Origin of the sequence: Pseudomonas sp. NPDC089758, from assembly GCF_044748705.1 — a bacterium.
GTDB lineage: Bacteria > Pseudomonadota > Gammaproteobacteria > Pseudomonadales > Pseudomonadaceae > Aquipseudomonas > Aquipseudomonas putida_X.
In genome coordinates this window covers 1-24,530 of sequence record NZ_JBIVGN010000023.1, presented here as the reverse complement: position 1 = coordinate 24,530, position 24,530 = coordinate 1, and the positions used below count along the sequence as shown (strand labels likewise).

Annotated in this window: 17 protein-coding genes and 1 pseudogene; 11 read left to right on the top strand and 7 right to left on the bottom strand. The window is 63.3% G+C overall.

The annotated features are described in order from the left end of the window. Positions 1–28: 28 nt before the first annotated feature. Positions 29–2,038, bottom strand: coding sequence for a DNA helicase Rep (gene rep / locus ACIPZH_RS23760; protein WP_241804952.1), 2,010 nt, complete (start codon positions 2,036–2,038; stop codon positions 29–31). Between the two features lie 297 nt (positions 2,039–2,335). Between rep and ACIPZH_RS23755 the strand changes: the two genes are divergently transcribed. Beyond that, positions 2,336–4,003 (top strand): putative bifunctional diguanylate cyclase/phosphodiesterase, encoded by a 1,668-nt coding sequence (locus ACIPZH_RS23755; RefSeq protein WP_400624286.1) that lies wholly within the window; start codon positions 2,336–2,338, stop codon positions 4,001–4,003. A 97-nt stretch (positions 4,004–4,100) separates the two neighbouring features. On the opposite strand, the gene ACIPZH_RS23750 is transcribed toward ACIPZH_RS23755, so the two are convergent. Further along, positions 4,101–5,489, bottom strand: a complete 1,389-nt coding sequence (locus ACIPZH_RS23750) for a NorM family multidrug efflux MATE transporter (RefSeq protein WP_241804954.1) — start codon at positions 5,487–5,489, stop codon at positions 4,101–4,103. Between the two features lie 150 nt (positions 5,490–5,639). Between ACIPZH_RS23750 and ACIPZH_RS23745 the strand changes: the two genes are divergently transcribed. From ACIPZH_RS23745 to ACIPZH_RS23735, 3 genes and pseudogenes are all read left to right on the top strand, one after another. Then, entirely contained in the window at positions 5,640–6,566 is a 927-nt protein-coding gene (locus ACIPZH_RS23745) for a LysR substrate-binding domain-containing protein (RefSeq protein ID WP_400638062.1), read from the top strand. A gap of 205 nt (positions 6,567–6,771) precedes the next feature. Continuing rightward, positions 6,772–7,842 (top strand): annotated as a pseudogene (locus ACIPZH_RS23740) (Cache 3/Cache 2 fusion domain-containing protein); the annotation flags it as partial. After that, the gene (locus tag ACIPZH_RS23735) at positions 7,840–8,700 is read left to right on the top strand and encodes a methyl-accepting chemotaxis protein (protein WP_400638090.1); all 861 of its coding nucleotides are present in this window, start codon (positions 7,840–7,842) and stop codon (positions 8,698–8,700) included. The pseudogene ACIPZH_RS23740 and the gene ACIPZH_RS23735, both read left to right, overlap by 3 nt. 85 nt (positions 8,701–8,785) lie before the next feature. Here the strand turns inward: ACIPZH_RS23735 and ACIPZH_RS23730 are convergent, their stop codons facing one another. Further along, on the bottom strand, positions 8,786–10,180 hold the full coding sequence (locus tag ACIPZH_RS23730) for a VOC family protein (RefSeq protein WP_400638060.1): 1,395 nt from the start codon (positions 10,178–10,180) through the stop codon (positions 8,786–8,788). Positions 10,181–10,310: 130 nt separating this feature from the next. Continuing rightward, on the bottom strand, positions 10,311–11,201 hold the full coding sequence (locus ACIPZH_RS23725) for a LysR family transcriptional regulator (protein WP_400638058.1): 891 nt from the start codon (positions 11,199–11,201) through the stop codon (positions 10,311–10,313). 134 nt (positions 11,202–11,335) lie between these two features. On the opposite strand from ACIPZH_RS23725, the gene ACIPZH_RS23720 reads away from it, so the two are divergent. Both ACIPZH_RS23720 and ACIPZH_RS23715 read left to right on the top strand, forming a co-directional pair. Further along, on the top strand, positions 11,336–12,826 hold the full coding sequence (locus ACIPZH_RS23720; RefSeq protein WP_400638057.1) for an aldehyde dehydrogenase family protein: 1,491 nt from the start codon (positions 11,336–11,338) through the stop codon (positions 12,824–12,826). A 148-nt stretch (positions 12,827–12,974) separates the two neighbouring features. Further along, positions 12,975–14,261, top strand: a complete 1,287-nt coding sequence (locus ACIPZH_RS23715) for an NAD(P)/FAD-dependent oxidoreductase (protein WP_400638056.1) — start codon at positions 12,975–12,977, stop codon at positions 14,259–14,261. A gap of 129 nt (positions 14,262–14,390) precedes the next feature. Here the strand turns inward: ACIPZH_RS23715 and ACIPZH_RS23710 are convergent, their stop codons facing one another. After that, positions 14,391–15,818, bottom strand: a complete 1,428-nt coding sequence (locus ACIPZH_RS23710; RefSeq protein WP_267820089.1) for a mechanosensitive ion channel family protein — start codon at positions 15,816–15,818, stop codon at positions 14,391–14,393. 352 nt (positions 15,819–16,170) lie between these two features. Here ACIPZH_RS23710 and ycaC (ACIPZH_RS23705) point away from each other — a divergent pair, with 352 nt between their 5' ends. From ycaC (ACIPZH_RS23705) to ACIPZH_RS23690, 4 genes are all read left to right on the top strand, one after another. Further along, positions 16,171–16,800, top strand: a complete 630-nt coding sequence (ycaC, locus tag ACIPZH_RS23705) for an isochorismate family cysteine hydrolase YcaC (protein WP_241804961.1) — start codon at positions 16,171–16,173, stop codon at positions 16,798–16,800. Positions 16,801–16,915: 115 nt separating this feature from the next. After that, complete coding sequence (locus tag ACIPZH_RS23700; RefSeq protein WP_400638054.1) at positions 16,916–17,482, top strand: antibiotic biosynthesis monooxygenase; 567 nt, start codon at positions 16,916–16,918, stop codon at positions 17,480–17,482. 38 nt (positions 17,483–17,520) lie between these two features. After that, the gene (locus tag ACIPZH_RS23695; RefSeq protein WP_400638053.1) at positions 17,521–18,339 is read left to right on the top strand and encodes an alpha/beta fold hydrolase; all 819 of its coding nucleotides are present in this window, start codon (positions 17,521–17,523) and stop codon (positions 18,337–18,339) included. 385 nt (positions 18,340–18,724) lie between these two features. Continuing rightward, the gene (locus tag ACIPZH_RS23690) at positions 18,725–20,566 is read left to right on the top strand and encodes an amidohydrolase (RefSeq protein ID WP_400624817.1); all 1,842 of its coding nucleotides are present in this window, start codon (positions 18,725–18,727) and stop codon (positions 20,564–20,566) included. A gap of 302 nt (positions 20,567–20,868) precedes the next feature. On the opposite strand, the gene ACIPZH_RS23685 is transcribed toward ACIPZH_RS23690, so the two are convergent. Next, positions 20,869–22,131, bottom strand: coding sequence for an OprD family porin (locus tag ACIPZH_RS23685; protein WP_400624311.1), 1,263 nt, complete (start codon positions 22,129–22,131; stop codon positions 20,869–20,871). A gap of 71 nt (positions 22,132–22,202) precedes the next feature. After that, positions 22,203–23,114, bottom strand: coding sequence for a LysR substrate-binding domain-containing protein (locus ACIPZH_RS23680; RefSeq protein WP_400624313.1), 912 nt, complete (start codon positions 23,112–23,114; stop codon positions 22,203–22,205). A gap of 135 nt (positions 23,115–23,249) precedes the next feature. Here ACIPZH_RS23680 and ycaC (ACIPZH_RS23675) point away from each other — a divergent pair, with 135 nt between their 5' ends. Then, on the top strand, positions 23,250–23,879 hold the full coding sequence (ycaC, locus tag ACIPZH_RS23675; protein ID WP_400638052.1) for an isochorismate family cysteine hydrolase YcaC: 630 nt from the start codon (positions 23,250–23,252) through the stop codon (positions 23,877–23,879). Positions 23,880–24,530: the final 651 nt, after the last annotated feature.

The window sequence follows — 24,530 nt, the reverse complement described above, 5'->3', positions numbered from 1 at the left end:
AGCGGCAGAGTTAAAGAGTAATGGTTGATCAGCGTTTGAGCATTGCCCGGATATCGGCCAGTGCGTTGTTGCCACGCGCGGCTTTGACTTCCACTGGCGCATCGTCCAGGCCTTCCCAGGCCAGGTCGTCCGGCGGCAGTTCGTCGAGAAACCGGCTGGGCGTGCAGTCGATGATTTCGCCATACTGCTTGCGTTTGGCAGCGAAGGTGAAGGCCAGGGTCTGGCGGGCGCGGGTAATGCCCACGTAGGCCAGGCGGCGTTCCTCTTCGATGGTGTCGGCTTCGATGCTCGAGCGGTGGGGGAGGATTTCCTCCTCCATGCCCATGATGAACACGTAAGGGAATTCCAGGCCTTTGGACGCGTGCAGGGTCATCATCTGCACCCCCTCGGCGTTTTCTTCCTCTTCCTGCTGACGCTCGAGCATGTCGCGCAGCACCAGCTTGCCGATGGCGTCCTCGATGGTCATGTCACCCTCTTCGTCCTTCTCGAGGGTGTTCTTCAGTGCTTCTACCAGGAACCAGACGTTGCTGATGCGGAACTCGGCGGCTTTGTCGCTGGCCGTTTGCTGGCGAATCCAGTTTTCATAGTCGATGTCGCGGATCATCTCGTGCAGCGCGGCGATCGGGTCTTCCAGGGCGACTTTGTGGCGCACGCCGTCGAGCCAATGCTTGAAACGCTGCAGACGCTCGGTATAACGCGCGTCCAGATGCTCGCCCAAGCCCAGTTCTTCGCTGGCGGCATACATCGACACGCCCCGTTCGGTCGCGTAGTTGCCGAGCTTTTCCAGGGTGGTCGAGCCGATCTCGCGGCGCGGTACGTTGATCACCCGCAGGTAGGCGTTGTCGTCATCTGGGTTCACCAGCAAGCGCAGGTAGGCCATCAGGTCCTTGACTTCCTGGCGGCCGAAGAAGCTGTTGCCGCCCGACAGGCGATACGGCACCTGATGGTGCTGCAGTTTCAGCTCGATCAGCTTGGCCTGGTAGTTACCGCGGTAGAGGATGGCGAAGTCACTGTAAGGGCGGTTGGTGCGCAGGTGCAGGGTGAGGATTTCCATGGCCACACGCTCGGCCTCGGCGTCCTCATTCTTGCAGCGGATCACACGGATCTCGTCGCCCACGCCCATCTCGCTCCACAGCTGCTTCTCGAACGCATGCGGGTTGTTGGCGATCAGCACGTTGGCGCAGCGCAGGATGCGGCTGGTGGAGCGATAGTTCTGTTCGAGCATGACGATTTTCAGGGAAGGGTAGTCCTCCTTGAGCAGCATCAGGTTCTCGGGGCGCGCACCACGCCAGGCGTAGATCGACTGGTCATCGTCACCCACCACGGTGAACTGGTTGCGCATGCCGATGAGCATCTTCACCAGCAGATACTGGCTGGCGTTGGTGTCCTGGTATTCGTCCACCAGCAGGTAGCGCACGCGGTTCTGCCAGCGCTCCAGCACTTCGGGGTGCTCCTGGAACAGCTTGACCGGCTGCAGGATCAGGTCGTCGAAGTCCACCGCGTTGAACGCCTTGAGCGTGCGCTGGTAATGGGTGTAGACGATGGCGGCGGTCTGCTCGCGCGGGTTTCGCGCTTTTTCCAGGGCTTCGGCGGGCAGGATCAGGTCGTTCTTCCAGGCACCGATCATGTTCTTGATCTCGTCGATGCCGTCGTCGCCGGAATACTCCTTCTGCATGATGTCCGACAGCAGCGCCTTGATATCGGACTCGTCGAAGATCGAAAAGCCCGGCTTGTAGCCCAGCTTGTCGTGCTCCTTGCGGATGATGTTCAGGCCCAGGTTGTGGAAGGTACACACCGTCAGGCCTCGGCCTTCCCCCGGGCGCAGCAGGGTGGCGACCCGCTCCTTCATCTCGCGCGCAGCTTTGTTGGTGAAGGTCATCGCGACGATGTACTGGGCACGGATGCCGCAGTTCTGGATCAGGTGGGCAATCTTGCGCGTGATCACGCTGGTCTTGCCGGAGCCTGCACCGGCGAGCACCAAAAGAGGGCCGCCGACGTAGTCACGGGCTTCCTGTTGCCTGGGATTGAGTCGGGACATGCTAGAAACCGGGGGTCGCCAGAAAATAGCCGCGCATTCTAACAGGCATGGGGCCATTGTGGCGCGACCGTCTGACGTCTGAGTCAGACTTTGTGTCGCGTATAGCATTAGTCAGGCTCATGCTATTCATGGAAAAAATCGTATTTGCTGGTTTAACCGCTTTCGAGCAGGATGCACGTCAAAATGCGTCGGGACGCACTGTGGGCAAGGATACGTCTAAAAGTGAAAATCATTTTCATTTATCCAGTAGCATACCCGGCCACCCTTTTGCCACCGTCCTCGCTTTAAGGAGCCCGCTTGTCCACGCCTGTCGAACCTTTGCGTTTGCTGTTGTTGGCTGATGAGCCGGAATGGGCCGCCTTGTTGCGCGAATGCCTGCTGCCGCTGAACGGCACAGCGGTACTGCTGACTGCGCCCAACTGGGCTGCAGTGGACAGCCTGTTCAGCCAAGACCGCCAGGCCGTGATCCTGGCCACCCAGGCCCTGCAACCTGCGCCGGGGCGTTGCGAACTGCCGACCATCCTGTTGCTGGACGAGGAGCCGCTGACCCCACCCACAGGCGTCAGCGACTGGCTGGTGCGCAGCCAGTTGAATACCGATGCGCTTCGCCGTTCCTTGCGCCACGTACGCGAACGTGGCGTGCTGGTGGCCACCTTACAGCGCCTGGCTGAGCAGGACCCGCTGACGGGCATCGCCAACCGCCAGGGTTTCCAGGCCCTGCTGACCGCCCGGCTGGCTGAGAACGACGGGCGCGGAGTAGCCCTCGGGCACCTGGACCTGGACAACTTTCGTCATGTCAACGATGCCCTCGGCCACCAGGGTGGCGACCGGCTGATCCTGCAGGTGGTGTCACGCCTGAAGCAGCAACTGGCGGCCGGCGACCAGCTGGCGCGCCTGGGCAGTGATGAATTTGCCCTGCTGATCGACACCCGCCGCGACAACGGCCGCGCCGAGCGCATCGCCGAAAGCATCGTCGAAGCCCTGGCCGAGCCTTACTGGATCGACGGCGAAAGCCTGTTGCTTGGCTGCAGCCTGGGCCTTGCCCACGCCCGCGCGCAAAGTGGCGCCGACCCATTGATGTGGCATGCGCACATCGCCATGCGCCAGGCCAAAAGCAGCCAGGGCTGTACCTTCCATGTGTTCAATGAGCGAATCAACCGCAACGCCCGCAGCCTCGCCGACCTGGAAGGCGAACTGCGCAGGGCCCTGCGTCGTGATGAGCTGGAGCTGCACTACCAGCCACGATTGAACCTGGGCGATGGCAGCATCGTCGGCCTTGAGGCGCTGGTGCGCTGGCGTCATGCCGAGCGCGGCCTGTTGCCGCCGAGCGAGTTCGTGCCGCTGGCCGAGCAGAGCGGGTTGATCGTGCCTTTGGGCTACTGGGTTATCTCCCGTGCCCTGCGTGACATGCAGGCCCTGCGCGAGAGCGGCCTGGCCCCCCTGCACATGGCGGTCAACCTGAGCTTTCGCCAGTTCCAGGACAGCCAGCTGCTGGCGACCCTGAGCCGGCTGATCATCGAACATGGCGTCGACGCCCGCTGGCTGGAGTTCGAACTGACCGAGACGGCGGTGATGCGCCGCAATGAGCTGGTCCGCCAGACCATGGATGCTCTGGGGCGCCTTGGCGTGCGCTTCTCGCTCGACGATTTCGGCACCGGTTTCTCATCCTTCGTGCACCTGAACAGCCTGCCGATCACCTTGCTCAAGGTCGACCGCAGCTTTGTCGCCGAAATGGAGATGCGCGAGGAAAACCGCAAGCTGGTGCACGCGATGATCAACCTGGCGCACAACCTCAACCTCGAGGTAGTGGCCGAGGGCGTTGAAAGCCCTGAGCAGATGGCCTTGCTACGCGAATTCGGCTGTGATCAGGTGCAGGGGTTTCTGGTCAGCAAGCCACTGCCGGTGGATGAGCTGGTGGCGTACCTGCGGCAGGCGTGTGAGCGCAAGCTGACGCAAGTGCTCTAGCGCCGTATCGCTGGCAAGCCAGCTCCCGCGACTGCCTGGTTCTTCAGGTCTGCGCTTTACCGTTGGGAGCCGGCCTGCCGGCGATGTGGCCCCGCAGTCAGGCCGAAACAGCAGCCTGTGCACCCGCTCCCGCCTTGCCCAGCATCCGCTTCATCCGCCACTCAAAGGCCAGGGTCAGCGCCACCGAAGCACACGCCAGCCCCAATGCCAGCCCCCACCACACACCGACTGCACCGCCACCCAGGTTGAAGGTCAGCAACCACGCACTTGGCGCTCCGACCAGCCAGTAGCAGCAAAGGCCGATCAGGAAGGTGGTCTTGGCATCCTTCAACCCGCGGATCGAACCCATGGCGATGGTCTGCACGCCATCGAACAGCTCGAACCACGCCGCCACCATCAGCAAGCTCACTGCCAGCTGGTAGATCGGCGCAAACGCTGGATCATTGCCATCGATGAACAGGCTCACCAGCATCTCCGGGCGCAGCCAGAACAGTGCCGCGAAGGCGAACATGATCAGCGCGCCAAAGCTGATGCCTACCCGCCCGGCACTGCGCGCCGCCGGCAGGTTGCCGGCACCGTAATACAGCCCTACGCGCATGGTCACCGCATACGAAAGCCCGGTCGGCACCATGAATGCGGTAGAAACGATCTGCAGGGCAATCTGGTGGGCCGCAAGCTCGGTGCTGCCAAGTACACCCATGCACAGGGCGGCAAAAGCGAACAGGCCGACCTCCACCATGTAGGTGCCCCCGATCGGCAAGCCCAGGCGCCACAGCTCGCGCAAGGCCGGCAGCGAAGGGCGCGACAGGCCCTTGCGCAGCGGGTAGGCGGCATAGGCCGGGTGCCAGCGGATGTACAAGGCCAGCGCGATGGCCATGCCCATGGACACAACGGCGGTGACCAAGCCGATGCCCATCAGCCCAAGCTTGGGCAGGCCGAACATGCCTTCGATCAGCGCGACGTTGAACAGGTAGTTGAGCACCGTACCGATCAGGCTGATGACCATCACCGGGGTCGAGCGGCCCAAGGCGCTGGTGAAACCGCGCAGGGCCATGAAGGTCAGGTAGCCCGGCAGCGCCAGTGGCAAGAGGGTGAGGAATTCGGTGGCCGAGGCGACGTTTTCAGGCTGTTGGCCGAACAGCAGCAACACCGGCTTGAGGTTCCACAACGCCAGCGCGGCCACCAGCGCCAGCCCCCAGGCCAGCCACAAACCGTTTTGCGCCAGCCGGGTGGCGCCTTCGATGTCATTGGCGCCCTTGCGGATCGCCACCAGCGTGCCGACTGCAGCGATCACCCCCAGGCAGAAGATCGACACGAACGAATAGCTCGCAGCCCCCAGCCCACCGCCGGCCAAGGCCTGGGGGCTGATGCGGGCCATCATCAGGGTGTCGGTCAACACCATCAGCATGTGCGCCAACTGCGAGGCAACCAGCGGCCCGGCCAGGCGCAGCAAAGCCTTGAGTTCTTTAGTGGGCGCGACGTGCATGGGGTGGTCCTTCTGACTCTGTGAGCGAGGGACGATTCTGAGGCTTCGGTCAACTTTGCACAAAAGGATAAAAACGATGATTGGCATGAGTTGAACTCATGCATATATGATTTCATGCATCCCCTTTCTGCCCCCGTAAGCAGGTGCCATATGTCCCGTCAGCTGCCTGCGCTGTATGCGCTGCGCGCATTCGAAGCCGCCGCTCGGCTCAGCTCGTTCACCCGTGCCGGCCAGGAGCTGTCGATCACCCAGAGTGCGGTCAGCCGCCACATCCGTACCTTGGAGGAGCACTTTGCCTGTCGCCTGTTCATCCGCAGCGGGCGCAGCCTGCAATTGACCGAGGCCGCCCGGGTGCTGCTGCCCGGCGTGCGGGAGGGCTTTGCCGCGCTGGAGCGCGCGTGCGACACCTTGCGCGGTGAGGACGACATACTGCGCATGAAGGCGCCGTCGACGCTGACCATGCGCTGGCTGCTGGCGCGCCTGAGCCAGTTTCGGCACTTGCAGCCGGGCAATGAAGTGCAGTTGACCAGCGCCTGGATGGATGTCGACCACGTGGACTTCAACCAGGAACCTTTCGACTGCGCGGTATTGCTCAGTGACGGCGCTTTTCCGCCGGACTGGGAGGTGCGCCGGCTGTTTTCCGAGCTACTGATCCCGGTGGGCGCACCCGACCTGCTCAAGGAAGGCCGTTTGGACGAGCGCAGGCTGGCCGGCATCGAGCTGTTGCACCCGACCCCCGACAAGCGTGACTGGCGAGAATGGCTGGAGCGCATGGGGCTGGCTGATAGCGTTTCACTCAAGGGTGGGCAGGTGTTCGACACCTTGGAGCTGGGGATGATTGCGGCGGCCCGTGGCTACGGGATATCCATGGGTGACCTGCTGATGGTCGCCGAGGATGTTGCGCAGGGTCGTTTGAGCCTGCCATGGCCGACGGCGGTGCCCAGTGGCATGGATTACTACCTGGTCTGGCCGAGAACCCGGCCGGGTGGGGAGCGGTTGCGGCGGTTGAGTGTATTTCTGCAGGAAGAGGCCGCGGCGGTGAGCCTGCCGGCTGTGCAAATACTGCCGGCCATCTGATTCCCTGCGCTGGCTTTATCGCCGGCAGTCCAGCCGGTGGGAGTCAGCTTGCCAGCGATTTGGGCCGGTACAGAAATAGAAAACGTTTGCGAATATCCCGGCCCGACACTCAAGTATTTGCCAGCGACGCCGATCTAGTTGCACCAGCGTCCCGGAAGAGGGCGCGATTCTCCGTTGATAACAGCAGGTGGTCGGGGTGATCAGGATGATCCGGGCCGCCTGCCAGGAGCTCCCCATGTCTCAACCGCGTGCCCGAATCGCCTCGCAGCTTGGTATCGCTCTCGCCATCGTGCTGGCACTGGTGATTACCGGCAGTACCTTGTTCGCCCTGCGTTCCCTGGACGACGCCAACCTGACCACTCGCCAGGAACACCTGGCCAGTGAAGCGCGGCTGTTGGCCGATCAGCTCGACACTTTCCATGGTTCGCTCAAGGACAACACCCAGCGCCTGAGCGGCCTGTTCGAGCGCCGCTTCGCTTCGGGGCTGTCGCTGCATGCCGGCGAAACCGTGCAGGTGGCCGGCCAGCCCACGCCGGCGCTGTACCTGGGTGATCAACTGCTCAACAACGACTTCCACCAGGTCGATGAATTTCAGCAGCTGACCGCGGGTGTAGCGACCCTGTTCGTGCGCAGTGGCGACGACTTCGTACGCATCAGCACCAACCTGAAGAAACAGGATGGCAGCCGGGCCATCGGCACTCAGCTCGACCGCCAGCACCCGGCCTACGCAAAACTGATGGCGGGGCAGACTTATGTCGGCCGTGCCCTGCTGTTCGAGCGCAACTACATGACCCGTTATGTGCCAGTGACCGATGGCAGCGGGCGGGTGATCGCGGTGCTGTTCGTTGGCTTTGACTATACCGACGCGCAAAACGCGCAGTTCGCCAACCTCAAGCGCTTCCGGATTGGCGATACCGGCTCGCTGGCCTTGCGCGACGAGCAAGGCAAGTGGCTGGTACCCCCAGCCAATGCCGACCAGCCTCTGTACAGCGCTTCTGCACCCTTTGCCGAAGGCCCCTGGACGGTAGTCGCCAGCATGCCCCTGGAGGAGATCCGTGCGGTGACCTGGAGCGTTGGCTTGCGCCTGGCCATCGGCAGTTTGCTGGCAATGCTGCTGGCAGTGGCCGCCACGCTGTGGCTGTTGCGCCGCAAGTTGCGCCCGCTGGATGACCTGGTGCGCCAAGCCGAGGCGCTGGGTGCAGGCGACTTGAGCGCCCGCCTGGCCGTGACCAGCCATGACGAGATCGGCCAACTGGCACGCAGCTTCAACAAGATGGGCGAAGCGTTGGCGACCATGGTCGAACACATTCGCGGGGCTTCCGAGCAAGTCAGCAGCCGTGCCCGCTCGCTGTCTGGCCTGTCGGCCGGTGCCTGCGAAGGCATGGACCAGCAGTCCGGCGAAATCACCAGCATGGCCGGTGCGGTAGAGGAGTTCAGCGCTACCTCGATGAACATCGCTGACAACATGGCGGGCACCGAGCGCATGGCCCGTGACAATGCCCAGCAGACCCGCATCGGCCGTAGCGCGATGGATGAAGCGTCGAGTTCGTTGCGCCAGATCGCCGAGGCCCTGGGTGGCACTGCAACGGTGATGGACACACTGGGTGCACGCTCCCAGGAAATCGGTGGCATTGTCGGGGTGATTACCGCCATTGCCGAACAGACCAACCTGTTGGCGCTCAACGCGGCCATCGAAGCGGCGCGGGCGGGCGAGCAGGGCCGTGGATTTGCCGTGGTGGCTGACGAGGTTCGTGGCCTGGCGGCGCGTACGCGTCAAGCGACGGATGAGATCTCCGGGATGATCGCCAGTATCCAGCAGCAGACCGGCCATGCCATCAGCACCCTGGAGCAGGGCAACCAGCTGATGCAGGAAGGCCTGACACGCAACGACAAGGTGGCTGAAGCGCTGGCGCGTATTGACGAGCAAAGCCGCGTCGCGGGTGAGCAGTTCACGGTGATCAGCACTGCCACCCAGGAGCAAAGCAGCACCGCAACGGTGCTAAGCCGTAACCTGCAGAGCATTGCCCAAGCCAACAGCGAACAGCGTGACGTGGCCAATGAGCTGGCCTTTACCGCCAAGGAGCTCGAAGGGCTGGCGGCGCAGTTGCGCCAGGAAGTCGACCGGTTTCGTTGAGTAAACCGGAGCCGCGCCTGCGAATCTTCGTAGGCGCGGCCTTGTGTCGCCAAAGGGCGCACAGCGCCCCCAGCAACCCTGAGGCTTACACCAACTCCAGGTTCAATGCCTGCGCACAAGCCTGCACCGAGCGCTGCTCAGTCTGCGCGTACAACGCCAGCTCATCCAGTACCTGCAGCCCCAATGCCGCTTCGAAGGCCTCGCGGTTGGCGTTGCTGCCATACTCGGCCTGGGCATCGTCACCCAGGTTGGACTGGAAGATCCCCGCCGCGCTCACTGGCAGGAAGTCTTCGTAGACCAGCGCCTCGAAGTGCACATGGCCGGCCTCGATCAAGCCCTGCAGAGTGGTCGGGCGCTCAGCCTGCTCGCGCGCGGCCATGCCCTTCTCGGTCGCGAAATAGCGGAAGTACGCCAGCCCTTGCTCACGCATCTGTGCCAGGTCATCCGGAAACGCGGCAAAGTGCTCTTTCAGCAGTGCCATGTAGCGCTCGGCGTTGGCCTCTGCCGGTGCGCCGCCCAAGGCTGCACGGGTAGCGTCGAGCAGCTTGTCATACAGCTGCCGGCCTTTGGGGGTGAGTGCCGCGCCGCGCTGCTCGATCTCGCCGAAACGTGCGGTGTGGCTGCCTTCGCTACCGTGCTGGTCCCTGAACGCAACCTTCTCCTGCAGAGCCTTGAAGCTGGTCTGGCGCAGCAGGATCGGGTGGCGGCGAGTGGGCGGGCCTTCGACAACGGCTTTGGGCGGGATACCTTTGGCCGGCATGCCCAACTGGATCGCATCGATGTCCAGGGTGCGCGGGGTCAGGTGATTGATGTGCGGGCCCTTGAACGCCACCACGTCAGCGATCAGGCGGTGCTGGTCGTGCAACTGCTGGTACTGCTCGGCGGTAACCGTAGCCTCCTGGTGCCAGCGGAAGGTATGCAGGGCCTCCTGCACGAACGCCTCGGCGTCGGTCGCGTTCAGGCCGCCATCGCGCTCGCACTGGGTGATCAGCTCAAGGGCGCGGGCGGTGAAGATCTTGCGTTTGGCCAGGAGGCTCTGTGCCAACTCACGCAGTGCGGGATCGTCGATCAGTTCCAGGCGCAGCAGCGAGGTGAAGACGCGGAACGGGCTGATGTGTAGTGCCTGTTCGTGCACGGCGCGAAACGCGGTGGAGTGCACGGGCACGCCTGCGCTGCTGAGGTCGTAGTACCCAACCGGCTGCATGCCCATCACCGCGAACAACCGGGCGATGGTGGCCAGCTCTTGTGCTGTGCCGACCCGGATGGCGCCGTGGCGCTCCTGGTCCAGGCGCTCCACCTCGCCGGTCCAGCGCAGCGCCTGGGCCACCTCAGGCTGCTGGGCCATGACCTGCTGGTTGATTTCGCTCACCAGTTCCAGCAGCGTGCCGTACAGCGGCACTTCCTGTTTGTACATGAGCGACATGGCGGCAGAGAACTGCGCGCGGATGCTGTCGGGGCTGACGAAATCGTGGGCGGGCATCGCTAGCTTCCTGGTTGGGTTCGGACGCTTACATGAAAGCTGGGAATGCACTATGGCCACAAGCGAAAAAAAGTGGCTGTGTCATTCCTTTTTTGATCGACCTTCGAGGCCTTTCGCCGCAACGGCGATCTCAAGCCTGCAACTGCTCCAGGACCCATTGCGCCAACGCCCGCACCTTCGGCACCTCTGCCGCATGCTCGGCATAGGCCAGGTAATGCGCCCCGGTACTGTTCATCGCATGGTTCCAAGCAATCACCAGGCTGCCTTCGCTCAATTCCTTGGCCACCAGGTAGCGCGGTACCAGCGCTACCCCGCAGCCCGCCTGGGCCGCACTCAGCGCCATGTAGAAGGTATCGAACCGTGGCCCGTGGTAGGCGCTGACGCTGTGCAGCCCCAGCTCCAGGAACCACTCGTGCCAGGCTTCGGGCCGCGACGTGCTTTGCAGCAGCACCAGCTCCGCCAGCTCGGCCGCATCACCCAGTTCACGCCCGACCAGCAGCTCCGGGGCGCACACCGGCACTACTTGCTCGCGGAACAATTCGATGCAGGTCGCCCCCGGCCAGGTGCCTTGGCCATAGAAAAACACCACATCCGCCGAGCCCTGCAGCAAGGCGAAAGGTTCCATCTCGTTACGGATGTCCAGATGGATGTTGCTGTGGCGCTTGCCGAAGCCTTTGAGGTGCGGGATCAACCAACGCACGCCAAAACTCGGTTGAGTGGCTACCTTCAATATCTCGGTCTGCTCGCCATAGGTCAGCACGTAGCGGCTGGACATGTCCACCTGGGTGAGGATCTTGTTGACCTCGGCCAGGTACAGGCTGCCAGCGGGGGTTAGTTGCAGGCGCCGGCGGATACGCAGGAACAGGTGGTGGCGCAGCATCTCTTCGAGCTGTGCGACCTGCTTGCTGACCGCGCTCTGGGTCAGGTGCAGCTCTTCGGCGGCACGGGTAAAGCTCAAGTGGCGGGCTGCAGCTTCGAAGCACTGCAGGGCGGTCATGGAAGGCACCAGGCGTTTGGACATAGCGGTCTCTGCAGCTCAAATCATTACCTGACGGAATGATATGCGGAATAAAGGTCGTTTGTTGCACTGGTGTGATCGGATTAATACTGATCCACATCATTTTTCCACCCATCACCCGATGTAGGAGAAGCACAATGGTTGCTGGATTGCTCGAGCGCCTTGGCGTTGCCGCCACGGCTTACACCCAGGGCGACTACCCTGTTCACACCCCGATCGACGGTAGCCAGATCGCCTCGGTGAAACTGCTTGGCAAGGCCGAGACCACCGCCCGCATCGACCAGGCGCAGAGTGCCTTCCAAGCCTGGCGCAACGTGCCGGCCCCGCGCCGTGGCGAACTGGTGCGCCTGTTCGGTGAGGTGCTGCGTGAACACAAGGCCGACCTGGGCGAACTGGTGTCGATCGAAGCCGGCAAGATCACTCAGGAAGGCCTGGGTGAAGTCCAGGAAATGATCGACATCTGCGATTTCGCCGTTGGCCTGTCGCGTCAGCTGTACGGCCTGACCATCGCATCGGAGCGCCCTGGCCACCACATGCGTGAGAGCTGGCACCCGCTGGGCGTGGTCGGCGTGATCAGCGCCTTCAACTTCCCGGTGGCCGTGTGGGCCTGGAACACCGCGCTGGCCCTGGTGGCCGGTAACGCGGTGGTGTGGAAGCCTTCGGAGAAGACCCCGCTGACCGCACTGGCCTGCCAGGCACTGTTCGAAAAAGCCCTGAAAGCCTTTGGCGATGCCCCGGCTGGCCTGGCACAACTGGTCATCGGTGGCCGCGAAGCGGGCGAAGCCTTGGTCGATGACCCACGCGTGCCGCTGGTCAGCGCCACCGGCAGCACCCGCATGGGCCGTGAAGTCGGCCCGCGCGTTGCTGCCCGTTTCGGCCGCAGCATCCTGGAACTGGGCGGTAACAACGCCATGATCCTGGCGCCGAGCGCCGATCTGGATCTGGCCGTGCGTGGCATTCTGTTCTCCGCTGTGGGCACCGCCGGCCAGCGGTGCACCACCCTGCGCCGCCTGATCGTGCACCGCTCTATCAAGGACGAAGTGGTTGCCCGTGTGAAAGCCGCCTACGCCAAGGTGCGTATCGGCGACCCGCGCAAGGACAACCTGGTGGGCCCACTGATCGACAAATTGTCGTTCGACGCCATGCAGGGCGCGCTGGCCAAGGCCCGCGACGAGGGTGGCCAGGTATTCGGTGGCGAGCGCCAGCTGGCCGACCAGTTCCCGAACGCCTACTACGTGTCGCCAGCCATCGCCGAGATGCCCGCGCAGAGCGACGTGGTGCGCCACGAAACCTTTGCACCGATCCTCTACGTACTGGCCTACGATGACTTCGAAGAGGCCCTGCGCCTGAACAACGAAGTACCGCAAGGCCTGTCGTCGTGCATCTTCACCACCGACATCCGTGAGGCCGAGCGCTTCCAGAGCGCCTCGGGCAGCGACTGCGGTATCGCCAACGTCAACATCGGCACCAGCGGCGCCGAAATTGGCGGCGCCTTCGGTGGCGAGAAGGAAACCGGCGGTGGTCGTGAGTCGGGTTCCGATGCCTGGAAAGGCTACATGCGTCGCCAGACCAACACCGTGAACTACTCGCGTGAGCTGCCGCTGGCGCAGGGTATCGTGTTCGACTGATGCTGCATGGCCGGGGGCTTTGCCCCCGGTTCGCCGGCAAGCCGGCTCCCACAGCGATCGTGCGGGCGATGCGATCCTTGTGGAAGCCGGCTTGCCAGCGATGGGCCGCACAGCGGCCCCAACAAGAACAATAGTGCTGGAGCCGGCCATGTCCGAACTGCGTCAACAATGCTTGTGGGAACACGTCAGCCAACCTACCGTCGCCGCTCAGGCCCTGGCCGGTGAACACAAGGCCGACGTCTGCGTCATCGGCGGCGGCATCACCGGCCTGTCGGCGGCCATCCACCTGCTCGAACAGGGCAAGTCGGTGATCCTGCTGGAGGCCTGGAAGATCGGCCACGGCGGCTCCGGACGTAACGTAGGCCTGGTCAACGCTGGCACCTGGATCCGCCCTGACGATGTCGAGGCAACGTTGGGCCAGAAGCAGGGCAGCCGCTTGAACAAGGTGCTTGGCGAGGCGCCAGGCGAGGTGTTCGCCATGATCGAACGCCTCGGCATCGATTGCCAGGCGCAGCACAAAGGCACCCTGCACATGGCGCACAACGCCACCGGCATCGCCGACCTCGAAGCGCGCCATGAGCAATGGCGCCGACGCGGCGCCGATGTGCAGCTGCTGACCGGCGTCCAGTGCCAGGAGTACTGCGGCACCGACAAGATTTCCGCCGCGCTGCTCGACCGCCGCGCCGGCACCATCAACCCCATGGGGTATACCCAAGGCCTGGCCGCGGCGGTTGCGCGCCTGGGCGGCAAGTTGTTCCAGCAATCGGCCGTGGAAGGCCTGGAGCGCGAAGGCGATGCCTGGCGGGTCAAGACTGCCCGCGGCTCGGTGCGCGCCGAGAAGGTGGTGATCTCGACCGGGGCCTACACCGAGGGTGATTGGAGCAACCTGCAGAAGCAGTTCTTCCGTGGCTACTACTACCAGGTCGCTTCCAAGCCGCTGCGCGGTGCTGCTGCCGACAAGGTTCTGCCACATGGCCAAGGCTCGTGGGACACCCGCACGGTGCTCAGCAGCATCCGTCGCGACGACCAGGGCCGCCTGCTGCTTGGCAGCCTTGGACGGGTAGATAACAAGCCTGCATGGTTCGTGCGCAGTTGGGCTGACCGCATCCAGAGCCATTACTACCCTGAGCTGGGCAAGGTCGAGTGGGAGATGCACTGGACCGGCTGCATCGACTTCACCCCTGACCACCTGATGCGCCTGTTCGAGCCGGCGCCGGGGTTGGTTGCGGTGACGGGCTACAACGGGCGCGGCAATACCACCGGCACGGTGATTGGCCGGGCGTTCGCCGAGTTTCTGCTCAAGGGCGAGGCGGACAGCCTGCCGATCCCGTTCTCGCCGATGACTGGGGTGAGTGCGCCGTCGTTGCGCACCGCGTTCTACGAGTCCGGGTTCTCGCTGTACCACGCGGGGCAGTGTTTGCGGGTAGTGCTATAGGTGTTTGTACCGGCCCTATCGCCGGCAAGCCGGCTCCCACAGGGTTCTGCGGCGCTGCGGATGGCGCAGGTGGCACAGACTCATTTTGGGCGCCGCTTGCCGGCGATAGGGCCGGTGCAGACTGCAGCATTACCTGTGCAACCAGCTGAGAAAGCCACCTTTCTTGATCGCGGTCGGCTTTTGCAGCAGCAATGACTCCCGGCTCTGGCGCCGGAACCGCTGCAACTTGGTCAACGCCGTCTGCACCTCGCCGCGCTGTACCAGGCAGCTGCGCACCTGCTCCTTCTCGATGCGATACAGCACGCAGCTGGTCAGGGTACGGAATTCGGCAAACGAGTCATCCTCATCGATGAGGCCCTCTATCCCCAGCACTTCCCCCGGCCCCATGCGCCCGGCTTCCACTAACGTCTCGCCATCGCGAATCGCCGCCGAAACCACGCCGCTACCGATCACCAGCAAGTGATCGGAATGCTCGCCCACGCCCAGAATCACTTGGTCTGCCAGGTACTCGACGGCAGTCATGCGCTGGCTCAAGGCATCGCGCTCCTCGTCAGTCAACGAACGGAACACCCGTACCTCGTCCAGCACTTCACGCTGACGGCTGCGCGGCGGCATGGCCAGGTCGACGTTCCACATCACGCCACTGGCCTCCAGGTGCCGATGTGCAAGGTCGAACAGCTGGTTGCGCGCCTCGGTCTTGCCGCCCATGTCAGCGACGAAGCCGCTGGCTTCGTACTCCACCGATTCCAGCGTCGAGGCCTTCACCGTCACTTTCGGCTTGGGTGATGCGAGTATCGCGCGGGTGCCTTGCAAGGCCTTTTCCAGCGCATCGAAGACCCGCTTCGGCCTTACCTTGGCGGGTACCACCACACTGATCGACACCCCATGCACATCGGCCGGGCGGCTGTGGTTGAGCAACTTGGCCTTTGCCGCCACCGAGTTGGGGATCACCGCCAGGCTGCCGGAGCCGGTGAGCAGGCGGGTGGCCCGCCAGTCGATGTCCAGCACCTTGCCTTCAGTGCCGTCGATCGAGATCGCATCGCCGATCTGATAAGGCCGCGTGGTGTTCAGCACGATCCCGCTGAACACGTCGGCCAAGGTGCTTTGCAACGCCAGGCCAATGACGATGGCCATCACCCCGGAGGTGGCCAGCAAGCCCTTTACCGGCAGCTGCATCACATAGCCTGCAGCGGCGACCACCGCCGCCAGGAAGATCAGCGCCCCCAGCACATCCTGCAGCAACCGCCCGCCATGGCTGCCGCGCGCCCCCAGCAGCAGGCCGAACACCACCGTCACCGTGCGTGCGCCGAACAGCCACCAGCCTATCGCCAGCACCGTGGCCATCAGGTTGCGCGACACGTCGTCGACCCAGGGCGGCGGTTGCAGCGGGCTCATCCCGGCAGTCACCAGGACCCAGCTGAACAGCAGGAAAATCGCCAGCCGTGCACCGATACGCCATGCCCTGCGCTGAACAGGGATCAGTTGCCAAAGCACGAGGTCGAGCAGGATCAGGGCACAACCGAGCAACAAAGGGGACGACTGGATGAAAGCCAGCATGGTGGTCTCGGGTGTGAGGGGAGGGCTGTGTGTAGTAATAGAGCAGGTTGAGGTGGCCGGCAATGGGGGCGAGTGAACCTTACAGGCGCATTTCACCCGCGCGCCATCGACGGCTGTGGGAGTGCCGTCCAGCCTCCAGCGTGGCTCGCCTTCGATGATGGCGCCTGGAACCCCGCAATGCGGGCGAAGGTGGTATTTGCGAGCCGGCCCAGGGCCCACAATCATCGTTCACAAAACAGAACGCTAAAGCCAAAAATCACTATCTACCGCTCCAAAGGTGGTGGTTTTAATCTTCTCCCATCAACGCGAAACACCCAACTTACTGAACATCCAAACCCTTAGGAGCACGACCATGACCCACTTCAAATACAACCGCCTGAACAAAGACGACGCCGCCGTTCTGCTGGTCGACCACCAGGCTGGCCTGCTGTCCCTGGTCCGTGACATCGAGCCGGATGCGTTCAAGAACAACGTGCTGGCCCTGGCGGACCTCGCCAAGTTCTTCAACCTGCCGACCATCCTCACCACCAGCTTCGAACAAGGCCCCAACGGCCCGCTGGTACCGGAGCTCAAAGCACTGTTCCCGGACGCCCCGTACATCGCCCGCCCTGGCCAGATCAACGCCTGGGACAACGAAGACTTCGTCAAGGCGGTGAAGGCCACCGGCAAGAAGCAACTGATCATCGCCGGCGTAGTGACCGAGGTGTGTGTAGCCTTCCCGGCGCTGTCGGCACTGGAAGAAGAGTTCGAGGTGTTCGTGGTGACCGACGCTTCCGGCACCTTCAATGCCATGACCCGCGACGCTGCCCACGACCGCATGAGCCAGGCTGGCGCACAACTGATGACCTGGTTCGGCGTGGCATGTGAGCTGCACCGCGACTGGCGCAACGACGTCGAAGGGCTGGCGGCGCTGTGCTCCAACCACATCCCGGATTACCGCAACCTGATGACCAGCTACAACGCCTTCAACGCCGGCAAGTAAGCCGACCCCCTCGGGCACCGGCAGCGGTGCCCGCGCAGGGCAGCACACTCATCCAATCATCCGCCCGTCCGCCGTTGCACAGTGGATGCGGGCAAGCTCATCCCAAGGAACGCCGATGAACACCGCATTCCAAGACAACCGCAACGTGGTGACGCTGGTCATCCAGCACAAGGTCCGCGCCCAGGCACTGGCCAGCTACGAGGCTTGGCTCAAGCGTACGGTCAGCACCGCACGGCGCCAGCCGGGGCACCTCGACGTCAACGTGATCCGCCCGGACGACGGCGGGCTGCACTTCACCACCGTGGTGCGCTTTGCAGATGCCAGCTTGTTGCAGGCCTGGGTCAACTCCAGCGAGCGCCAGACGCTGGTCAACGAAGTGCTACCGCTGCTCGACGGCGGCGACCACACCCAGGTGCATGAAGACCCGGAGTTCTGGTTCACACCGCCCAGCATGACGTCCGCGCAACCGCCGCGCTGGAAGCAGGCCCTGCTGACCTACCTGGTGATCTGCCCGATGACCATGATCATTCCGCAATTGCTGGCGCCGTTGTTCATCCGCTTCCCGCAGTTTGGCGGGATGGTCACAGGCAACCTGATCGTCAACCTGTTCGTGATCCTGCCCGTGGTGTTTTTCATCATGCCTTGGGTAACCCGTCGTTGCGCCAACTGGCTGCGCAGCTGATTCATCTCTCGACCAAGACACTTCAAGGAGATACAGACATGACTACGCTCGTTACCCGCGATGGCACTTCGATCTATTACAAGGACTGGGGCAGCGGCAAGCCCGTGCTGTTCAGCCATGGCTGGCCGCTGGATGCCGACATGTGGGACTCGCAGATGGAGTACCTGGCCAGCCGCGGCTACCGCGCAATCGCCTTCGACCGCCGTGGTTTCGGCCGCTCGGGCCAGCCGTGGAACGGTTATGACTACGACACCTTCGCTGACGACATCGCCCAGCTGATCGAGCACCTCGACCTGCGCGACGTGACCCTGGTGGGCTTCTCCATGGGTGGCGGCGACGTCAGCCGCTACATCGCCCGCCATGGCAGCGCACGGGTTGCCGGGCTGGTGTTGCTGGGCGCGGTGACGCCGGTGTTCGGGAAGCGCGACGATAACCCGGAGGGTGTCGACACCTCGGTATTCGACGGTATCCAGGCTGGCCTGCGGGCGGACCGGGCGCAGTTCATCGCTGATTTCGCCACGCCGTTCTATGGGCTGAACCATGGGCAGCAGGTGTCTCAGGGGGTGCAGACGCAGACCCTGAACATTGCGCTGATGGCTTCGATCAAGGCCACGCTGGATTGCGTCAGTGCGTTCTCTGAAACCGACTTCCGCCCGGACATGGCCAAGATCGATGTACCGACCTTGGTGATCCACGGTGACGACGATCAGATCGTACCGTTCGAGACTACCGGCAAGCGGGCTGCGGAGTTGATTCGGGGGGCTGAGCTGAAGGTATACAGCGGGGCGCCGCACGGGTTCGCAGTGACCCATGCGCAGCAGCTCAATGAAGACCTGCTGGCGTTCCTGAACCGCTGAGCAGGCTAGGGCCGCGTTGCGGCCCATCGCCGGCAAGCCGGCTCCTACCTCGGCCGCATCCGCTTCAAGCCCTGTGCGGTGCCTGTGGAAGCCGGCTTGCCGGCGAAGAGGCCGGCCCTGCCAGCACAAAATGTAAACAGGGCTAACCTTCTTCAACCCACCGCACATCCATGCAATCCCTGGCCAGGCTTGAACCGGCATGCTCCGCAGTTGCCCCAGCCGCCGCACCCAGACGGAGGAGAAGATGTCCCAGGACCCCAACGACAAGACCCGTCGCCAGTTCCTTGCCACCAGTACCGTGCTCGGTGCCGCCGGCGCGCTCTGGTCCGCATTGCCCTTCACCGGCGCCGCCGGCTCCGCCCACGCATCCATCCAAGGAGGTTCCATGACCGCCGACCTGATCCTGTTCAACGGCAAACTGCATACAGTCGACCGTGAAAAGCCCACCGCCACTGCCGTCGCCATCAAAGATGGCCGCTTCATTGCCGTGGGCAACGACGCCGAGGCCATGGCCCACAAGGGTGCTGCTACGCAGATCATCGACCTGAAGCAGCGCACGGTGATCCCGGGCCTGAACGACTCGCACCTGCACCTGATCCGCGGCGGTCTGAACTACAACCTTGAACTGCGTTGGGAAGGTGTGCCGTCGGTAGCCGATGCCCTGCGCATGCTCAAGGACCAGGCGGCGCGCACCCCAACGCCGCAGTGGGTGCGCGTGGTCGGTGGCTGGAACGAATTCCAGTTCGCTGAAAAACGCATGCCCACCCTGGAAGAAATCAACCAGGCTGCGCCCGATACCCCGGTGTTTCTGCTGCACCTGTACGACCGCGCACTGCTCAACCGTGCCGCGCTCAAGGCCGTGGGCTACAGCAAGGACACGCCAAACCCGCCGGGCGGTGAAATTCAGCGCGACAAGTTCGGCAACCCGACTGGCATGCTCATCGCCCGCCCCAACGCGATGATCCTTTACGCAACCTTGGCCAAAGGGCCTAAGCTGCCGCTGGAATACCAGGTCAACTCGACCCGCCAGTTCATGCGTGAGCTCAACCGCCTGGGCCTGACCAGCGCCATCGACGCAGGGGGCGGCTACCAGAACTTCCCCGACGACTACGCGGTGATTCAGGAACTGGCCGACAACGACCAGCTGACGGTGCGCATCGCCTACAACCTGTTCACCCAAAAGCCCAAGGAAGAGCTGGACGACTTCAGGAAGTGGACTTCCAGTGTCAAGCTGCACAGCGGCACCGACTTCCTGCGCCATAACGGCGCCGGTGAGATGCTGGTGTTCTCTGCCGCCGACTTCGAGGACTTCCTCGAACCGCGCCCGGACCTGCCGCAAACCATGGAAGAGGAGCTGGAACCGGTGGTGCGCCACCTGGTCGAGCAGCGCTGGCCGTTCCGCCTGCACGCCACCTACAACGAATCGATCACGCGCATGCTCGACGTGTTCGAGAAGGTCAACCGCGATATCCCGTTCAACGGGTTGCCCTGGTTCTTCGACCACGCCGAGACCATCACGCCTCAGAACATCGAGCGCGTGCGTGCGTTGGGCGGCGGTATTGCCATCCAGGACCGCATGGCGTTCCAGGGTGAGTACTTCGTCGATCGCTACGGTGCGAAGGCCGCCGAGCAGACCCCGCCGATCAAGCGAATGCTCGAAATGGGTGTGCCTGTGGGCGCCGGTACCGACGCCACCCGGGTCTCCAGCTACAACCCTTGGACGTCGCTGTACTGGTTGGTCAGCGGCAAGACGGTTGGCGGCATGGAGCTGTACCCGGAGGGCCTGAGCCGCGATACCGCGCTGCAACTGTTCACCCAGGGCAGCGCGTGGTTCTCCAGCGAGCAGGGCAAGAAAGGCCAGATCAAGGTTGGCCAGCTGGCGGACCTGGCGGCGCTGTCGCTGGATTTCTTCAGCGTTGATGAAGAGGCGATCAAGGGCATCGAGTCGGTACTGACTATCGTCGACGGCAAGGTCGTGTACGGCGCTGGCGAATTCGACAAGCTCGGCCCGCCACAGGTCCCGGTATTGCCGGAGTGGTCGCCAGTGGTCAAGGTGCCGGGGCACTGGCGCGTGGGTACGCCCTCATTGGCTGCAGCGGTGCACCAGTGCAGCGGGCCTTGCGGGGTGCATGCGCACAGCCATGAAAAAGCGCGGCATTCGAGTGTGCCGGTGAATGACTACCAGGGCTTCTGGGGGGCCTTGGGCTGTTCGTGCTTTGCGTTTTGAGCTGATGTGAAGAGTGGCTCCCCAGCGGTTATGCCAGTCAGTTAGTGTTATCAGGGCTGCTACGCAGCCCTTCCCCAACGCGACCGCGCAGTTCTTCAGGCCTGCGCTTTACCTGAGGAAGCGACCGTCTTGCCCAATTGCTAAAGGCCGGCGCGATCCATGTGGGGGCCGGCTTGCCGGCGATGGGCCGCACAGCGGCCCGCAATCGCTTGACTCACCGGTATCAACGCTATCTGGTCTTGGCGATCTCGATATCATTCAAGGCCTTGGTCTTGAAGGCACCTGCAGTCGTGATGCTCAGGTCAGAAGCTGCCTGTGAGTGGGTATTCGATGATCAGGTAGATGCGGTCAATGTCGTCGCCTGCCTGGGCCTCGTTGGCGCGGTGGCTGACGTGGGAGAACGAGAGGCTGAGGTCTTTGGCGGCGCCGGACTGCACCACATACTTGAGGTCGAGGTCGCGTTCCCAGTGGCGGCCACCTTGACCCTGCTGGCCCGTGTAGGCACCGCCTGCCGGAGCATGCGTGCCGTCAATGGCGCTGCCGCTGACATAACGCCCCATCAGGCTGAGGCCGGGCACACCCAGGGTGGCGAAATTGAGGTCGTAGCGCAGTTGCCAAGAGCGCTCGCCTGGGCCGTTGAAGTCGGCGTATTTGATCGAGTTGGCCAGGTAGATGGAGTCGCCCCCGACGAAATCGAACGGGGTGTTGCCCTCGATCTTCTGGTACGCCAGGGTCACGGCGTGGGCACCGAAGCGGTATCTGCCTGAAAGGCTGTAGGCGAGGGTGTCGATGGCGCCGGCACTCGCGCTGCCGGTGTCACGGGTCTGGTACAGGTTGCCGTCCAGGTACCAGTTGCCCTCGGCCAGGTTCAGGTTGAGATAAGCCTGGCGCCAGGTGTCCTGCAGCTGCCCGGCGTACAGCGCGCCGCCGAACGGGCCATCGGGGCCGAAGGTGGCGCCGGCCAGGCTGATGGCGCGGCCTTGGGTGGTGGCGCCATAGCCGCTGAAGTCGTCATGGGCCGAGCTGTTGTCCTGGTTGTTGAACGCGGTGAAGCGCCCCGCCTGCAGGTGCCAGCCGGGCAGGTCGGTGTTCTCCAGCAGCCAGCCGGTGGCGTATTCCGGGTGCAGGCGTTTGTCGCCGGTGTCGAATACCGGGGTTTGCACCGTCAATTCGCCGTAGCGCAGCTGTGTGTTGCCCAGGCGTAACTTCAGCGCCGCGCCGGCGCTGGAGTAGTCGGACTCGGCGCGGCCGTCGCTGTCACGTGGCAGCAACCCGGTGCCAGCATGGCCGCGGCCGCCGTCGAGCTTGAGGCCAAGGAAGCCATGGGCGTCGATGCCCACACCGAGAGTGCCTTCGGTGAAGCCGGAGCGAACCTCGCCGATGAAGCCTTGGGCCCATTCCTGGCGGTAGTTCTGGCCGCTACCTGAGGGCGAGCGGAAGTCGCTGTGCAGGAAATAGTTGCGGCTGAGCAGCGACCAGCCGGGCTCATCTGCCTGGCTGAGCGCGGGGCAAAGGGCGAGGGTGGCGAGCAGGGCGCGGCCTGGCCCGTGAGTGGCGCGGATCATGGGGGCTCCGGGTTGGATGATCCGGGACTGTGCGGCAAGCGTAGAACAGGGTCTTGTAAGCGTGTGCTGGTTCAGGCCATGTCGCTGATCGCGAATTCCTCCGCCAGGTGGTCGATCAGCGACCGCACCGAGGGCAACAACCCACGCCGCGAAGGGAAAATGGCATGCACGATGCCGCAACGTGGGTGCCACTGCGGCAATAGCTCCACCAAACGGCCTTCGGCCAGATCTTCGCGCACAGCCACCCGTGGCAAGTGCGCGATACCCACCCCGGCCACCACGAAATGGCGCAGGGCAAACAGGTCATCGGTGACCATGCGCGGTGTGTGACGGATTACGATACTGCGGCTCATGTCCTCGCCCTGGAACAGTTCCCACTGGTAATCGCGCTGGGCGCTACCCCAGTGCACGCTGGGCAGCGTGCCGAGCAACTGCGGGTCGAAGCCCTTGGGCAACTGCTGCAGATACTGCGGGTGCCCCACCAGGCACTGGGTGCTGTTGCTCAGCACCTTCATCACCATGTCGGTGTTTTCCAGCGGCGGGAAGCGCACGCGCAGCGCGACGTCGAAGCCCTCGTGCAGCAGGTCGACGCGGCGGTTGGTGCTCTCGATGAACAGCTCTACCTGTGGGTACTTGAGCATGTAGCGGGTGAGCATTGGCCCGACCCAGGAGTTGAGCAGTGTGGTCGGGCAACTGATGCGCACCAAGCCGCGCGGCTCGCTGCGGTTGCGCTCGATGATTTCCGCTGCACCTTCGGCCTCTACACGCATGGCCAGGCAACGGTTGTAGTAGGCCTGGCCGATCTCGGTGAGCGAGCAGTGCCGGCTGGTGCGGTGCAGCAGGCGCACGCCCAGGCGGTCCTCAAGGTCGGCGATGCGGCGGCTGAGTTTCGACTTGGGCATGTCCAGTGCCCGCCCGGCCGGGGCGAAGCCGCCGTGCTCGACCACCTGGGTGAAATAGTAGAGGGAGTTCAGGTCTTCCAATGATCGTTCTCCAGGTGGAACGCTAAGGGCAATTTTCGCAGTCTACCGCTCTAAAGGTGATGATTTTAATCTGTGCCCATCAACGCGAAACACCCCAGATTGCTGAAAAATTCATAAACCTCAGGAGCACAGAACATGAGCAAATTCACCTACAACCGCCTCAACAAAGACGACGCCGCCGTGCTGCTGGTCGACCACCAGGCTGGCCTGCTGTCCCTGGTCCGTGACATCGAGCCGGATGCGTTCAAGAACAACGTGCTGGCCCTGGCGGACCTCGCCAAGTTCTTCAACCTGCCGACCATCCTCACCACCAGCTTCGAACAAGGCCCCAACGGCCCGCTGGTACCGGAGCTCAAAGCACTGTTCCCGGACGCCCCGTACATCGCCCGCCCTGGCCAGATCAACGCCTGGGACAACGAAGACTTCGTCAAGGCGGTGAAGGCCACCGGCAAGAAGCAGCTGATCATCGCCGGTGTAGTGACCGAGGTGTGTGTAGCCTTCCCCGCGCTGTCGGCACTGGAAGAAGAGTTCGAGGTGTTCGTGGTGACCGATGCCTCCGGCACCTTCAACGCCATGACCCGCGACGCCGCCCACGACCGCATGAGCCAGGCGGGCGCACAACTGATGACCTGGTTCGGCGTGGCATGTGAGCTGCACCGCGACTGGCGCAACGATGTAGAAGGGCTGGCGGCGCTGTGCTCCAACCACATTCCGGATTATCGGAATTTGATGACCAGCTATAACGCGTTGACTGCTGGGAACTAATACGTAGCAACTTGACGGATGGCTCCTACAAAAGGGGCCATCTTTACTTGATCCATAAGTATTGTCAGCGGCACTAGCTGGTGGAGGAACCCTGTCGATGGCTGGATCATCATCATCGGGTGAGACCTCCACACCCTGGCTTGGGGGTGTATGAATATCAAGCATGATTACAGGGCCACTGGTGACAGTGGCCCTTTTCTTTGTTCGACAGCACACAGTATCGCTTGTAGAGCAGCTTCCCATGTCGATGTTTGTTCAGTGCCTTTGCACCGCACTGCATGATGAAGGCGAGCCTATTGGTGCCATTGGTGTAAGCGACCTCCCGCGCCTCGAACGGCCCGGTTGATGTACCCAGCGCTACTTTCACATATCGCTAAGTAGCGTCTTGTCGTTTCCAGAAAATGTGACGGACACCCAAAAGATGGGCTGAGACTAATGCCAGACAGTTAGCGTTATCAGGGCTGCGCAGCAGCCCCCTAGCAGCGCTGTAATAGCCCGAGCGCTCGACGGGGCCAGCGAGTACTTGGGGCCGCTTTGCGGCCCATCGCCGGCAAGCCCGGCTTGTATGGTTAGACTTGAAGGGGTGGTGGGACTAAATGCCGGATTCTGACTGTTGACGCAGTACAGACTGTGGGAGACATCGCCCCACCC